The 13927-nt window shown below is 44.7% G+C and carries 15 protein-coding genes; 8 read left to right on the top strand and 7 right to left on the bottom strand.

Features of this window, described 5'->3' with window-relative positions; all coding sequences use genetic code 11:
- The first annotated feature begins 217 nt into the window (after nucleotides 1-217).
- From AYK67_RS03175 to AYK67_RS03160, 4 genes are all read left to right on the top strand, one after another.
- Entirely contained in the window at nucleotides 218-613 is a 396-nt protein-coding gene (locus AYK67_RS03175; protein WP_068082183.1) for an FAD synthase family protein, read from the top strand.
- Between the two features lie 333 nt (nucleotides 614-946).
- On the top strand, nucleotides 947-1864 hold the full coding sequence (locus AYK67_RS03170; RefSeq protein ID WP_162265074.1) for a glycosyltransferase family 29 protein: 918 nt from the start codon (nucleotides 947-949) through the stop codon (nucleotides 1862-1864).
- Nucleotides 1861-3045 (top strand): CDP-glycerol glycerophosphotransferase family protein, encoded by a 1185-nt coding sequence (locus AYK67_RS03165; protein ID WP_068082179.1) that lies wholly within the window; start codon nucleotides 1861-1863, stop codon nucleotides 3043-3045. The genes AYK67_RS03170 and AYK67_RS03165 overlap by 4 nt, the downstream gene beginning before the upstream one ends.
- Before the next feature lie 176 nt (nucleotides 3046-3221).
- The gene (locus AYK67_RS03160; RefSeq protein ID WP_068082177.1) at nucleotides 3222-4046 is read left to right on the top strand and encodes a sulfite exporter TauE/SafE family protein; all 825 of its coding nucleotides are present in this window, start codon (nucleotides 3222-3224) and stop codon (nucleotides 4044-4046) included.
- A gap of 57 nt (nucleotides 4047-4103) precedes the next feature.
- Here the strand turns inward: AYK67_RS03160 and AYK67_RS03155 are convergent, their stop codons facing one another.
- From AYK67_RS03155 to AYK67_RS03145, 3 genes are read right to left on the bottom strand one after another with little or no spacing between them, the layout of a single operon-like run.
- Entirely contained in the window at nucleotides 4104-4796 is a 693-nt protein-coding gene (locus tag AYK67_RS03155; RefSeq protein WP_068082176.1) for a retropepsin-like aspartic protease family protein, read from the bottom strand.
- A complete protein-coding gene (locus AYK67_RS03150) occupies nucleotides 4796-4996 on the bottom strand; it encodes a DUF1289 domain-containing protein (RefSeq protein WP_162265073.1) in 201 nt (66 codons plus the stop codon). Before AYK67_RS03150 ends, AYK67_RS03155 begins: the two co-directional genes overlap by 1 nt.
- Before the next feature lie 34 nt (nucleotides 4997-5030).
- A complete protein-coding gene (locus tag AYK67_RS03145; RefSeq protein ID WP_068082170.1) occupies nucleotides 5031-5855 on the bottom strand; it encodes an adenosylcobinamide-GDP ribazoletransferase in 825 nt (274 codons plus the stop codon).
- A 181-nt stretch (nucleotides 5856-6036) separates the two neighbouring features.
- Between AYK67_RS03145 and cobT the strand changes: the two genes are divergently transcribed.
- On the top strand, nucleotides 6037-7068 hold the full coding sequence (gene cobT, locus AYK67_RS03140; RefSeq protein ID WP_068082167.1) for a nicotinate-nucleotide--dimethylbenzimidazole phosphoribosyltransferase: 1032 nt from the start codon (nucleotides 6037-6039) through the stop codon (nucleotides 7066-7068).
- Between the two features lie 60 nt (nucleotides 7069-7128).
- Here the strand turns inward: cobT and AYK67_RS03135 are convergent, their stop codons facing one another.
- Nucleotides 7129-8697, bottom strand: a complete 1569-nt coding sequence (locus AYK67_RS03135; protein ID WP_068082164.1) for a sensor histidine kinase — start codon at nucleotides 8695-8697, stop codon at nucleotides 7129-7131.
- 206 nt (nucleotides 8698-8903) lie between these two features.
- Here AYK67_RS03135 and AYK67_RS03130 point away from each other — a divergent pair, with 206 nt between their 5' ends.
- From AYK67_RS03130 to AYK67_RS03120, 3 genes are all read left to right on the top strand, one after another.
- Entirely contained in the window at nucleotides 8904-9560 is a 657-nt protein-coding gene (locus tag AYK67_RS03130; protein WP_068082161.1) for a glutathione S-transferase family protein, read from the top strand.
- A gap of 217 nt (nucleotides 9561-9777) precedes the next feature.
- Entirely contained in the window at nucleotides 9778-10443 is a 666-nt protein-coding gene (locus tag AYK67_RS03125; protein ID WP_068082158.1) for a uracil-DNA glycosylase family protein, read from the top strand.
- Between the two features lie 244 nt (nucleotides 10444-10687).
- Entirely contained in the window at nucleotides 10688-11176 is a 489-nt protein-coding gene (locus tag AYK67_RS03120; protein ID WP_173645096.1) for an Lrp/AsnC family transcriptional regulator, read from the top strand.
- A gap of 85 nt (nucleotides 11177-11261) precedes the next feature.
- Here AYK67_RS03120 and AYK67_RS03115 read toward each other — a convergent pair whose 3' ends face one another.
- The 3 genes from AYK67_RS03115 to AYK67_RS03105 all read right to left on the bottom strand — a co-directional run bounded on the left by AYK67_RS03115 (nucleotide 11262) and on the right by AYK67_RS03105 (nucleotide 13847).
- Nucleotides 11262-12131 (bottom strand): NAD(P)-dependent oxidoreductase, encoded by an 870-nt coding sequence (locus AYK67_RS03115; RefSeq protein WP_068082153.1) that lies wholly within the window; start codon nucleotides 12129-12131, stop codon nucleotides 11262-11264.
- Nucleotides 12132-12231: 100 nt separating this feature from the next.
- Entirely contained in the window at nucleotides 12232-13140 is a 909-nt protein-coding gene (locus AYK67_RS03110) for an ABC transporter permease (RefSeq protein ID WP_068082150.1), read from the bottom strand.
- Nucleotides 13137-13847, bottom strand: a complete 711-nt coding sequence (locus tag AYK67_RS03105) for an ABC transporter permease (protein ID WP_068082146.1) — start codon at nucleotides 13845-13847, stop codon at nucleotides 13137-13139. The genes AYK67_RS03110 and AYK67_RS03105 overlap by 4 nt, the downstream gene beginning before the upstream one ends.
- Nucleotides 13848-13927 lie beyond the last annotated feature (80 nt).

Genomic DNA, 13927 nt, shown 5'->3' with positions numbered 1-13927 from the left:
GCTAAACCGAGATTTCTTCATAAAACTAGTCCTCAATATGAGGCAACAATATCTCTACTTTTAAACTCAATCAATTTCCGGGGGGAATACCTCCCGAGAATACTAATTACAGCAAATTTATAAATATGTGCATAATAAAACGTTGTTTGTTTATCGATTTACAATTCTGTTATTAATAGACACAAATAACATGATTACCTTTAAACTGGAAAATATAATGAAACGCGTAATTACGTTTGGTACTTTTGACGTTCTTCATGTCGGTCATGTACGCATTTTGCAGCGCGCACGTATGTTGGGAGATTATTTAATAGTCGGTGTATCAACAGATTCTCTGAATTTACAAAAGAAAAAAAAGAAGGCTATTTACTCACAGTTTGAAAGAATGGAGATAGTTAAATCTTTACAATATGTTGATGAAGTTTTTTTGGAACATTCGCTAGAAAGTAAAGGTGATTACATTAAAAATAACCAAGCGGATATTCTAGTCATGGGAGACGACTGGAAAGGACGCTTCGATATCTTTAAAAATTTATGTGATGTCATATATCTACCCCGTACTGAGGGAATCTCCACATCTGAAGTACTCGAAAACATAAAAGCATCAGCCTGATTAATCTATATGCAATCCATTAGTCTCATTCAGTTTTTTCAAAAGTTGTATTATCAAAGGTATAAGTTCTATAGATTTTTTTTACTAAAGAAATTACCAGAAATAATTATTAGAATTATTAAAAAATGTATTGAAATTCCAAGCGCTAATATCATTAAATACGTTTTACAAAAGTCAATTGCCTATATTGTTATTAGAGTAAAGCCTTTAGATGCGAATTTTTCATACTTGATTAAGCAGTTTTTTAATCACAAATCGTGCAATTATACTAAATATTTACTAGGTGATAGGCTTTTAAGGTCCCGAGTATATTCAGATGTTACTGGGGAATACTTGAGAGGTGCAGCTGTTTCCAACGAGATAAACGCCGTCTTCAGATACGCTGATTATATCACTCAAATAAACTCCTATGAAGAAGTAAAGCTAGAGCTCTTCGAAAAACTATTCTTCAACCATGAATTTTCTACATATTTAAATAACTCTCAGAGAATTAAGGCAATAACGATTCTTATAAAAAATAACCACCTAGAAATAGCACGAAATATATATGATCAGCTAACAATTAAATCTGAAGCAACATTACCAGTATTTCTTCAGCATGTTGTCTATATTAATAAATGGCGCGGTTATAAAAACTGTCTAAATGGTAGTAGATTATATATAAAAATACTTGAAAGTCGAAAGTATTTTGAAGAGCATATTTCTAATAACCGAAATAGTATTTGTATTGTTGGAAATGGAACACTAGGATTATCCAACAAGTCAAGTGATGATATTGATAGTAATGATGTAATTATTAGATTTAATAATTATGATGTTAATCAGGAAAAGCGATGCGGTAAGAAGCAAAACGTATGGGTCAGAATTGCAAACGGAGAAATAAAATCAGATTTTAGTTCTGATAATAAATTCACTATTATTGCTTCAAATAATTTTGAAAATAAACGTTTAAACCCTCTTGCTTACTATCCAAATTTACAAAATCTTAACGGCAGCTTTACAACAATTCCATCCGAAATATTTAGAGAGCTAATTAGTAGTTTAAATTGCCTACCCAGTACTGGGTTGGCTTTACTATATTGGATTTATAAAATTAATGGTGAGTTTCCAAAAGAGAAAATCTATGGATTCTCTCATTTTTCAAAAGATAATGACTTTGACACCCACTATTATACTGATATCCCTGAACGCATAATACACTACCATAATTGGCAGCGAGAAGCCGATTTTTTCCAAAGGCTAATTAAATGAATGATGCAAAAGTTGGATTTATTGTTTGGAATTCATTTCAGCTGTATCACTTCAGCCATTTAATCGAAGCATATCCAAATGCGACTATTATTTTTTTAGATCGCGGTGACAATGCGCGGGAAAAAGACGCATTACTAAATTATAAAAATGAAATTAGAATCATACACCGCTCCAAAGTTGGTGTTATAAATAGTGAAATTGATTTACTTTTTTTTCAGGCGCCTTTTCCAAATATTGAAAAACTTGTAAAAACAAGGCTCATTTCAGTTCAGTATGGGCTAGCTAAAGAGAGGCACAATTATGGAGAATGGCGCTCACTTGCTGATTTAAATTTGATGTTTGGAGCCTATTCAGCTCAAAGAGTATCACACTTCTCTCCAAGTTATGCAGTCGGCAATATAAAATTCTCGAATTGGAAAAATGAGGCGTCTGAAGAGCAACGCCGAAAAAACAAGCAACACCTTTTGCTTGATGTAAATAAAAAAACAATACTGTATATGCCAACATACGGAGAGCTAGGCTCATTTGAAAGCCTGATAGATCAACTTGGGCTTCTTTGTAAAAAATATAACATTATAATAAAAATGCACCATAACAATGAAAAAGACAGCCTTCAATGGATGCAAACAGCTAAGGATCATGGAATTAAGCATTTAATGAATGGCGATGCGGATCAAAGAAATCTATTAGATGTTTCGGACTTAGTAATAAGCGATTTTTCCGGAGCTATTTTTGATGCTATTTATGCTAAAAAACCTGTTGTTCTCTATCATGGAGACATTACTAGTAAAATTGGGTTGCAGAAATTTAACTTAAATTCGATTGAATATCGTCGACGTGATGAAATCGGCCTGTATTTCGAAAACAAAAATGAACTTGAGGATACAATCTCTCAAGCATTTATTACAGAAAAAGAACTTGTTAACCAAGCGAGAGACTTAAGGAGTGAGTTGTTTCTAGATTCGAGAAACGATAATTTTGTAGAATTAGCAAAATACTATGTTCAAGAGTTAATAGCAAATCGTTTGCCTCAGCTAACTTTTGAACAATATGTCGTGCGTGAAACCGTACAGCGGATGTTATCAATTGAGAATCAATTAAACCGAAAAACAAGATTGTCACGAAAAATCAGAAAGTACCTAACATTCTCAAAACTGAAACGTAAACAATTAAAGCGTTAATATGAAATCTATATCTAAAAAGATTGCTTTTATTAGTTACGTATAAGGTTTAATTTTAATAAAGCGTATTGGGAGATTAAAATACCTACAAAAGCACATAGTCACTAATACTCACCATTCTTAGAGTTATGATTAATTGATAACTTAATGATTAGGGCGAAATCCAGGAATATTCGATGGAAATGCAACTTAATGAGCTGATGGTTCTCATCGTCTCGCTTGTCGCTTCGGGCGCTTTGGCTGGTTTTCTGGCGGGTTTGTTTGGTGTTGGCGGTGGCGCTGTTTTGGTGCCGGTACTTCTTTCAGCTCTGGGTATTGCTGGGGTATCCCAAACGGTACTAATGCATGTCTGTGTGGCAACGTCCCTTGGTGTCATCGTGCCCACATCACTGCGTTCCTTTGCCGCTCATAAAAGCAAAGGAGCGGCAGATTTGGCACTGCTCAAAAGCTGGGTGCTCACCATACCAGCAGGTGTTGTTATCGCCTCTTTACTTGCGGCACAAATATCGGGCGACCAACTCAAACTCATCTTTATGTTTATCGCCTTTATGGTGGCATTGCGTATGATCTTCGGGCGTGGGAACTATCAACTGGGTAGCGATATTCCCAAAGGACCGCTACGCATTTTTGTGGGGTTGTTGATCGGCTTCTTCTGTACCCTGATGGGGATAGGTGGCGGTGTTATGAACAATACATTCATGACCCTTTACGGCAGGCCCCTACGTCAAGCCATTGCCACCTCCTCAGGTGTTGGCGTGCTGATTTCAATTCCAGGTGTACTGGGTATGATCTGGGCAGGTTGGGGAGAGCCGGATTTGCCACCACTATCATTGGGCTATGTAAACATAGCAGCCGTGGCCATCATTATTCCGCTCTCGTTATTCATGGCTCCCAAGGGGGCGGAATTGGCTCATGCATTACCTAAGCGAAAAATGGAAGTCACCTTTGGTATCTTCTTGCTGCTTGTTTGTCTGCGCTTTGCCTATAGTTTGTGGTCGTAAATATCCGCTCATAGGCCGATAATGGCAGGCTTAATGCCTGCCAAACGATATTAAGCTTTACTCGCCAATGTAAAGTGTTCCACGTTCAACCCGCCAGTTACCAAAGCGTTCCAGTACATTCATGCCCAAAAGCGAGCTTTCCAGCATGCCGGGTTTGCTCACCATGGCTTCCACATTGTTTAGGGTTGTTGAGCCGATTGTAATGTAGTCCACCTTAACAAGCGCAACCATTGCCCGCCCATTGGCGGTCGAAACCGCTTTGGTGTAGTGTAAATCCTCAACATTAAATCCGGCGGTAAGGGCATCTTGCGCACTTAAAGTCAAACGGCTGGCACCGCTATCAACCAAAAGCGGTATTCCGGCACCGTTAATTGTGGCACGAACGTGGAAATGGCCGTCTTCGCCAATAGGCACCGCAAGCGCACCAGTACGTGTAGTATAACCAGCTTCGGGGTTGAACTCTGCTAAAAAACGATTTTTCAAGTACTCAAAATCATGGCGGAAACTGTAACCCAGTATGAGAACAACGCCAATTCCGCCCCAAATGAGTAGGTCCTTAATCCCGCGCAGCCAGCCTGAGGGCTCCGCTAAAAATGATCCACCAATAACGATCAGCATGGCAATAAGTGCAACCAGCCGTGGGCCATCATCACTCAACAGCTCTGTAGCTTCCCCGCTACCATAATTTGAAATTATCAGCCCGCCGATAACTCCGGTAATGATGACAGCAAGGCCAAGCTTATAAAACATTATATTTCTCCAAAGTCCTTAAAGTATTTTTTCTCGCGCAATACGAGCTGTTTCTGTAAAGCCTCTTTTTCACCCATACTCATTTCTCGCCACTGCGATATTTCCTCAAGGTTTCGATAGCAGCCCCGGCATATCTGGAGCAGGGGATCAATAGTGCAAATGCCGTTGCAAGGGCTAACAATTTGCTGCTTGGAAACCATCTTCATTCCTATTGTAAAAGGCAGATTGGGGCAATTATCCGCCAATGAGCAACCAACCAAAGAAAAAGCACATCAAACTCAATTGCTGACATGCACCCAAAACATCGCCGGTGATCCCGCCAACCTTAATATGGGCTAATTGCTTGAGAAAAAAAGTAGCGGCTATGCTAAAGGTGAGCGCAAATACTATATTGATCCCCAAGCCAGCAAACAACAGCGGTAGCAGGAATAAAACAGTACCAGCCAGAGCCCAATACAGAGCTGCCCCACTTGGTTTACCAAATCGTGAGCCCAAGCCCCCCTCATAGGCCGCAGGCATTACAGCCCATAATACGGCCATTGCAAACCGGCTGGCAATTTCGGCACACAAGTAAACATAGGCCGCCCAAAAGGGCGATAGGGTGTTCACAAGCGCGGCAATCGCCCCAACACGAAACAAAAGCGCAAGGCACAAACCACAAGCGCCAAATGCTCCGATGCGGCTATCTTTCATTATTTCAAGCCGTCGTTCTTTTGTTGCGCCGCCAAAAAAGCCGTCGCAAACATCACTAAACCCATCTTCATGCAAACTTCCGGTAACAGCAGCCCCCACAGCGCAGCCAATTATGCCGCACAAAAAAGCAGGTAGGGCACTGGCTCCTAATACAGCAATACTAAGAAATGCAGGAAAAGCGATAATAGCCGTTGCAAATGGCAGTGCCCGCGTCATTTGTCGAAAATCCGGCGCACGTAACAAATCATCACGAGAACAAAGCTGGGGCAGGGGGAGGCGAGAAAAAAAGCGCACAAGAACAGCAGCTTCTAGATGTATTGGCAGTCTCTCTTTCGTCTCGGGCCCATGGCTATCTTCAATTGACATTGGCATTTCCTTCAAATGCTAGCGTATCTATGCAAAAGTAATATTTAAAAAACAGTCTATAACCATTTAGCCACGTATAATCACGGTATACGCTGAAAGCGCTATTTGTAATTTTCTGCAGGAGACTTATAGAACATTCAACGACCCCACTGTAAACAAATAAAGTTTTTTGGAGATATTAATGAACCCTGCCAACTCCGCATTGCCGTTTGACGATTTTCGTAACTTGGTCAATGCAATGCCTGGTCCGGATAAAAAAGCAGTCGAAGCTGTGCGCCAGCGCGAAGCAACACTAACCAAACCAGCTGGTTCACTCGGCCGCCTTGAAGAAATTGTCGAGTGGCTGGCCGCTTGGCAAGGGCAACCAAAGCCCAATGTTGCCCGTCCTCTGGTCGCTGTGTTTGCAGGCAATCACGGTGTGGCAGACAAAGGGGTCAGTGCCTTTCCTAAAGAAGTGACAAGGCAAATGGTCGAAAACTTTGCCGCAGGTGGTGCAGCTGTCAACCAGCTCTGCCAAGCCTACGATTTAGGCCTGAAAGTATTTGAGCTTGCGCTGGACATGCCAACCCCCGATATTTCCGAGGAAGATGCGTTTTCAGAAACCGATTGCGCGGCAACTATGGCCTTTGGTATGGAGGCTTTAGCCGGTGGCACCGACCTGTTGTGTCTGGGGGAAATGGGCATCGCCAACACCACAGTGGCTTCGGCTATTTTTTATGCGCTCTATGGTGGCAGTGCGAAAGACTGGGTCGGGCCGGGTACGGGTGTGCATGGTGCATCTTTAAACAATAAAATTGAAATCGTAGAACAGGCAGTAACGCGTATTGGCGGGCCAAAGTCCCAGCCCCCACTAGAGGTTCTGCGCCGTTTGGGCGGGCGTGAAATCGCCGCTATGACCGGCGTTGTGCTCGCCGCTCGCATGCAGCAAGTCCCGGTAGTGATTGATGGGTTTGTCACCTCGTCTGCGGTTGCTATTTTGCACCAAATGGATCCCACGGCGCTGGACCACTGTATCTTCGCCCATACATCAGCTGAACCGTCCCATAAAAACGCGGTTGCGGCAATGGGAGGGCGTCCGCTACTTGATCTCGGCATGCGCCTTGGCGAGGGCTCGGGCGCTGCTATTGCGGCAGGTATCATTAAGGCAGCAGCCCAAACCCATCGCGGTATGGCCAGCTTTGCAGATGCAGGCGTGAACGCACAAAACACCTGATAGGCTGGTTGGTGAATTGAAAAGGCGCACTCCTGTGCCTTTTCTCCAATCTAGGAAAAGCTAGGCACTACGCCGTAAATCATCGCCCTTGAAGGGGCGCGAAGTTTGCCGCTCCTGCTGGATAGGTGGTGGTTTTGGCGTAAAGCCACTTGCACCTACACTACGTTCTGCAGGGAAAAGTAGCCTAACGGTTGTCCCGCTGCCAAAATTAGAATCCAGCTCAAAAATTGCACCATGCAAATTGGCAAAAGCCTGTACAATAGAAAGCCCCAGCCCCGTACCTTCTTCAGCGTTATTTATGGCCTGTGCACCTTGCCCGAAAGCCTCCAGTACCATGGGTATTTCACCTTGCGGTATTCCAGGCCCATTGTCACGAACCTGTATGAACTGGCAATTGTTTGCATCCATGCCCGCTTCCAGCCAGATATCACCTTTATCTGGTGTGAATTTAATCGCATTGCCAAGCAGGTTCAAAATCATCTGCCGCAGGGCGCGCTCGTCCGCCCATAAACTGGGAAGCATGGGCGTATATTGTTCATGGATAACAAGCCCCTTTTGATTGGCATGCATTTGCATCATATGTCGGCATGCCGCCATGGTGTTTGCAAGGCTGGAGGCTGTCTCATGCAGTTCGTAACGCCCCGCCTCAACGCGGCTCAAGTCGAGTATTTCGTTTATCAGGTTCAAAAGGTGCTGACCGGAGTTGTTAATGTCCTGCGCATAATCAAGGTAGGTTCTGTTATGCATTGGCCCAAGAACCTCGTCCTTCATGACCTCTGAGAACCCTAGAATAGCATTGAGAGGGGTGCGGAGCTCATGGCTCATAGTGGCAAGAAAACGAGATTTTGCAAGGTTTGCTTCTTCGGCTCGTTTACGCGATTCTTGCGAGCTGGCATTGGCTTGCTCAAGTTCCGATATCAGTTGGTCTTTCTCGGCTCGATATTCCAGCAAAATAAGTGCATTGGCATATAATTGCCGCGAAAGCAGATAGAAGAAGACCTGCGCACCAACCGCCATAGCCGCCATTGCATAGTGCATAGCACCACCTGCCGCGATAAATAATGCCAGCATACACAAACTAATAGGCACAGTTGCCACCAGTTGGGCTTGTGGCAATGGTGATGAGAGCATTGTGCTCATGGCAACCACAATTAAATAGGTGGCAAATTGGAAAATGAAGAGCCCATCGGCCACTTCCCCATCAAAGCTCAGCAATAAAAAGCCAACCCAGCTTAATGAGAAAATAGCGCTCCCGGCAAACAGCTCATTCATAATGCCAGTTGTGCTCACAGCAGCCCGGACACGACGTTCAATGTGTGAAATCGAAAAATAAAGACCGCTCTGTACCAGTAGGATAACAATGAACCAAAGCGCCACCACAATAGGTTCCACCCACACACAAGCAATTAATGCCACAACTGTTGCAAGCAAAGGCATTGCATAAGTGGTTGAAAGCTGGTTTCGGGTGAACATTAAAATCAAGTCGGGTTCAAAATAACTGCGAATTGAAGGCGTTAACGCAATTGCCTCTTGGCCGCGCCGTAAATGGCGTGCCATGGCACGGCGTTTTTGCGCACGCTCACGGTTAATATTGCTTGGATCCTGAGTAGTTTGATAGTGCTTTTCCATCACAATCTCTGGCTTTGACTAGTAACTACCTTGACGTAAATAAGTATCTTTTGACCAGAAATAATAGGATATCTTAAGGCTGCTCTGTAATCTATGGTTACCTTTTGGTTAAACAAAGATGTTTAATTCTTTCAGTTTGCGTCAAAGTGAGACTCAATACATAAAAAACGACACAATTAATTACTATTGATTGCAAAGAGATCGCGATGAAACTTTATTCTCATCCCTACGCACCCAATCCTAAAAGACTTGCTATTTTTCTCAATGAAAAGGGGATTAAGGTTAACACAGTATTTGTAGATTTCATGAAAGGGGCAACAAAACACCCTGATTTTACAAAGTTAAATCCTTTCCAAAGGCTACCGGTACTTGAACTGGACGATGGCACAATACTTTCAGAAACAGTTGCAATTTGCCGTTACTTTGAAGAAATGAACCCGCTTAAGTCTATGTTTGGCCTTATGGCCATAGAACGCGCTGAGGTTGAAATGTGGCAGCGCCGTGCAGAACTCTACTGTTTCCTGCCTGTTGTAAACATTTTCCGTCACCTTCATCCAGCTATGAAAGAGTTGGAGCAACCACAGGTTCGTGCATGGGGCGAGGCCAACCGCCCGAAAGTCTTTGAAGCCATGCGTATCATGAACAGCCGCTTACAATCAGTACCCTATTTGGCGGGGGAGCGTTTTTCAATTGCCGACATAACGCTTTATTGTGCGCTGGATTTTTGCAAGCCCATACGTGTCGCAATTCCCAATCACCTAACCCATCTCATTAAATACTACGAAACGCTACAGGAACGGCCGGCGATCATGAAGCTGAAAGAAGCGCAGCAGGCAAAGCAGGCACAACAAGCAAAAGCTTAAGCTCTCGCTTTAGGCGCCATGTTTTATCTGGTTTAATAATGGGAATGCAGCTGTAAAGCTTGGCATAAGCTGGCGCAGCTACATAAAGCTATAAATTTAATAAGATTAATCAAAACATCAAAGTAAACGGCATCAATAAAATAGCAACCAATGATAAGAATAAGTGAGTACAGGGAGAATATAAAAAACCTAACTCACGAACCAAGCAGGGCATAAAATGTCACGTCAACCGGCTCACCAACAGGACACGAATGTTTTAGAGCAACAAATCAAAGCTTGCCAAATATGCCTCACAGCCCCCTATAAGCACCCCTTACCCCATCTGCCTAGGCCGGTTGTGGTTCTCTCTAGTACCGCCAAAGTTTGTATTGCTGGCCAGGCTCCGGGCACGCGTGTGCACGCTTCAGGCCGCCCCTTTACCGACCCCTCAGGCGATAGGTTGCGGCAATGGTTAGGGGTGAGTGCGCAGCAATTCTATAATCCTGCAAACTTCGCCATTGTTCCTATGGGGCTTTGTTTTCCCGGGCTAGACAGCAAAGGCAGTGACAAACCGCCAAGGAGAGAATGTAAAGATCATTGGCACCAAAAGATATATGCAGCGATGCCGCAAATTGAATTGATAATTGCCATTGGTCGTTATGCGCATAGCTATCACTTGGAAGGGCTTGCAGCACCTACTTTGTGGCAAACGGTCGAGCAGGCCGAGCAGATATACCAAAAATCCAAAGAGCGGCAGCAACTCGGGCTGGGGCCCAGTGTTTTTCCGCTCCCCCATCCTTCGTGGCGCAACTCGGCTGCACTTAATTCCCGCCCGTGGTTTTCTCAAAGCACACTGCCACGCCTCAGGAAAGCGCTCGCACCGCTCATCGGGAACAATCTGTAATTTATGCTAGGGCTTGATTGAAAAATTGAATATACGAACCTGCTAAAATAGGGTAGATTTTTATATTAACATCTCAAATTTCTGACTGAAATAAAAATTATTACTATAGAAGCAGAAAAAAGAAATAAGTTTCTATTATTGTTTTTACATTTAGTGTGTTATGCCATGCCCATAAACTTAGGCTCAGTTAAACTACGTGCAAATAAGCTTAGGGGCCTAAAAATAATACTAGAGGGTAAAAATGATTGACCGTATTGATCGTCGTATATTGGCGATATTACAAGAAGATAGCACAGTACCGGTTGCCGAAATTGGTCGCCGTGTTGGCCTGTCAACCACGCCCTGCTGGCGGCGCATTCAAAAGCTGGAGGAGGATGGCGTTATCTTGCGCCGCGTGGCACTGCTGGACCCTAAAAAGGTCAACGCAAAAGTCACGGCTTTTGTTGCGGTCACGACCAGCCAGCATACCGATGATTGGCTGAAAAAATTTGCCGACGTCATACAAGAGTTTCCAGAGGTGGTTGAGTTTTATCGCATGGCCGGACAGGTCGATTACTTGTTGCGCGTCGCCGTTCCAGATATCGAAGCATACGATGACTTTTACAAGCGTCTCATCGCGAAAATCGATATTGGCGATGTCTCCACCACTTTTGCTATGGAGCAAATCAAGTACACAACAGAATTGCCATTGGGCTATGTGCCCGCAGAAAAACCGAAAGCAACAGTAGCTTAACGCGTCTATCGCAATACATTTGCATTCGGTGTTAGGGCGGAAGCAGGAGGGGGCCTCCGCCCGATACAAGTTATTATAATGGTTGTTATTTGTTCAAACGCGCCAGTAATGAAGAGGTATCCCAGCGACCGCCGCCCATCTCTTGTACTTCGCGATAATAGCCGTCCACCAGTTGGGTAACAGGCAGCTCCGTGCCCAGTCTTGCCGCGGCATCGAGACAAAATTTGAGGTCCTTACGCATCCAGTCCACGGCAAAACCGTGCTTATAATGACCTTCATTCATGGTCTGCCAACGGTTTTCCATTTGCCAGCTTTGGGCTGCACCGCCGCGTATCGCCTCTAAAACATTGTCCATATTAAGCCCAAGCTTTTGCGCTAGGTGAACCCCTTCACTAAGACCCTGCACCAAACCGGCAATACACACTTGGTTTATCATCTTGGTTTGCTGCCCGGCACCAACAGGCCCCATAAGCCCAAAGTACTTGGCATAGGCGTTGACTGCAGGTTCGGCGTCGGCATAATCGGCTTCGCTGCCACCAGCCATTACTGTAAGCTGGCCATTCTCTGCCCCTGCCTGACCACCGGAAACTGGTGCATCCATAAAGCGTATACCTACAAGCGTGGCAGCCTCCCCAAGCTCTCGCGCCAGCGAGTCAGATGTTGTGGTGTGGTCAACAAACAGCGCCCCTTTTTTCATGGCAGCAAAGGCACCGTTAGTGCCAAGGCAAATAGCCCGCACATCGTCATCATTGCCAAGGCAGCTGAAAACAATATCTGCACCCAAGACCGCTTCTTGTAGGCTGGCAAAAGCCTGCCCCTGATGCTTTTGCGCCCAGGCTTCGGCCTTTGCGAATGTGCGGTTATATACCCGAACAGTTAACCCCTTTTGTGCCGCCAAATGCCCGGCCATGGGGAAACCCATAACACCAAGTCCTAAAAAACAAACTACGCTCATGACAAACCTCGAATTTTTGCCAGCAGTATAAGTCCAAAAGCAAAAAAAGCACCGGTATTTCAACCGATGCTTTCTTAGTAAATAGTTGAGTTTATCTGCGCTAGCGCTTCAGGTGACGTGTCAGCCGTTTTTCAAACAGTTCCCAAACACGCCGCAAGAATTCCACCATTATCAGGTAGGCAAATGCAGCCCATAAATAAGCTTGGAAATCGAAGGTCCGTGAAAATGCCCGCCGGGTTTCGCCCATTAAATCCAAAATAGTAATAATAGAAGCGATAGCCGATCCTTTAATCATCAAGATGATTTCGTTACCATAAGGACGTAGCGAAACAATGAGCGCTTGCGGCAATATGATCTTGAAGAAGGTTACAATGCGTGAAAGCCCCAGTGCATCTGCCGCTTCCCATTGCCCTTTGGGGATAGAGCGAATAGCGCCGCGCAATATTTCCGCCTGATACGCACCGGTATTGAGGGAAAAAGCCAGTACAGCACAATTCCAGGCATCACGGAAGAACCACCAGACGCCGATATCTTTGAAGAAATGCATAAACGATCCTGAACCATAATAAATCAGGAAGGTTTGCGCTAAAAGTGGTGTGCCACGGAAGAAGTAAACATAAACATAAGCAACTTGGCTCAATACCGGTATGTTGCTCATGCGCATGGCAGCAACCGGAAGCGATATCATCGCACCGATAATCAAAGAAAGCCCAACCAGCTGTAAGGTTAAAAAGAAACCCTTTAACAGTTTGCTGGCGTATTTATTGATAAAATGCGCGTCAGAGCTCAGCTCCACATGGGCAAAATACGGAAACTGCTCTTGCCAGCTTACATGTAGTGCCACATTATTGCTGACCAGCATAAACCACAAAAGGCCAACGCCCATAACAATCCATAGGAAAAGCCACGTGGTGCCAATAATGCGCTCTGCATTCCAGCCACGTGCATTATGAACAACAGGCGGCGATGAAGGGGCAATGTAATCTTTAAATGGCTCACTCATACTCATTTAGAGACCTCCCCGCGATTGGCCCATTTTTCAATGCGTGACAGTCCAACAGAAGAGAGCATCGCCAGTACAAGATAAATGGCGCAGGCAACGGAGAAGAATAGGAACGGCTCTTTACTCACGCGTGCGGCCGTATTTGAATAACGAATTAAGTCGTTAAGCCCGATAATAGAAACCAGTGCGGTATCCTTTAAAAGCACCAGCCAAAGGTTATTGAGCGCAGCTAAAGATAGGCGAATAAGCTGCGGAAAAATCACCAGCCAAAAGGTTTTGGTGCGGCTGATCCCCAGCGCGTAGGCGCCTTCGTATTGTCCCTGCGGAATGGCCTTAAACGCTGAGAGAAAGGCCTCGGACGCGTAAGATGAAAACACCAGTGCCAAGGCAACCATACCAGCCACAAAGGCATTCACTTCAAAGTGCTCATAACCAAAGTATTGTACGGCGCTTTGCACCAGTATCTGCACGCCATAATAAACCAGAAACAGGGTCAGCAGTTCGGGCAAGCCGCGGAAAATTGTCGTATAAACATTGGCCGCCGCGCGTAGGGAGGGCTCTTGCGATCGCTTGGCCAAAGCTACCATAAGCCCGAGTATAAATCCGACCGGTAAGGTTGCCAGTGCCAGCCCTACGGTCATTTTTGTCCCTAGCAGGATCTCGTCGCCCCAGCCATTGGGCCCAAACGACAATAATGTCAAATATTCTTCCATCTGGGAAGTTTTCCCTAGTCGCGCATAGAATAAGAGCGGAAGCTGAGGCTCCCACTCTTGTTGTTGAAAAGGTTATAACC

It is taken from the genome of Polycladidibacter stylochi (assembly GCF_001562055.1).
GTDB lineage: Bacteria > Pseudomonadota > Alphaproteobacteria > Rhizobiales > Stappiaceae > Pseudovibrio > Pseudovibrio stylochi.
This window is presented reverse-complemented; position numbering and strand designations above follow the sequence as displayed.

Bases quoted from the DNA above. Each gene is read 5' to 3' on its own strand.
- AYK67_RS03175 (WP_068082183.1), top strand. From the start codon at position 218: ATGAAACGCGTAATTACGTTTGGTACTTTTGACGTTCTTCATGTCGGT.
- AYK67_RS03165 (WP_068082179.1), top strand. From the start codon at position 1,861: ATGAATGATGCAAAAGTTGGATTTATTGTTTGGAATTCATTTCAGCTG.
- AYK67_RS03160 (WP_068082177.1), top strand. From the start codon at position 3,222: ATGGAAATGCAACTTAATGAGCTGATGGTTCTCATCGTCTCGCTTGTC.
- AYK67_RS03155 (WP_068082176.1), bottom strand. From the start codon at position 4,796: ATGTTTTATAAGCTTGGCCTTGCTGTCATCATTACCGGAGTTATCGGC.
- AYK67_RS03150 (WP_162265073.1), bottom strand. From the start codon at position 4,996: ATGGTTTCCAAGCAGCAAATTGTTAGCCCTTGCAACGGCATTTGCACT.
- AYK67_RS03145 (WP_068082170.1), bottom strand. From the start codon at position 5,855: ATGTCAATTGAAGATAGCCATGGGCCCGAGACGAAAGAGAGACTGCCA.
- cobT (WP_068082167.1), top strand. From the start codon at position 6,037: ATGAACCCTGCCAACTCCGCATTGCCGTTTGACGATTTTCGTAACTTG.
- AYK67_RS03135 (WP_068082164.1), bottom strand. From the start codon at position 8,697: ATGGAAAAGCACTATCAAACTACTCAGGATCCAAGCAATATTAACCGT.
- AYK67_RS03130 (WP_068082161.1), top strand. From the start codon at position 8,904: ATGAAACTTTATTCTCATCCCTACGCACCCAATCCTAAAAGACTTGCT.
- AYK67_RS03125 (WP_068082158.1), top strand. From the start codon at position 9,778: ATGTCACGTCAACCGGCTCACCAACAGGACACGAATGTTTTAGAGCAA.
- AYK67_RS03115 (WP_068082153.1), bottom strand. From the start codon at position 12,131: ATGAGCGTAGTTTGTTTTTTAGGACTTGGTGTTATGGGTTTCCCCATG.
- AYK67_RS03110 (WP_068082150.1), bottom strand. From the start codon at position 13,140: ATGAGTATGAGTGAGCCATTTAAAGATTACATTGCCCCTTCATCGCCG.
- AYK67_RS03105 (WP_068082146.1), bottom strand. From the start codon at position 13,847: ATGGAAGAATATTTGACATTATTGTCGTTTGGGCCCAATGGCTGGGGC.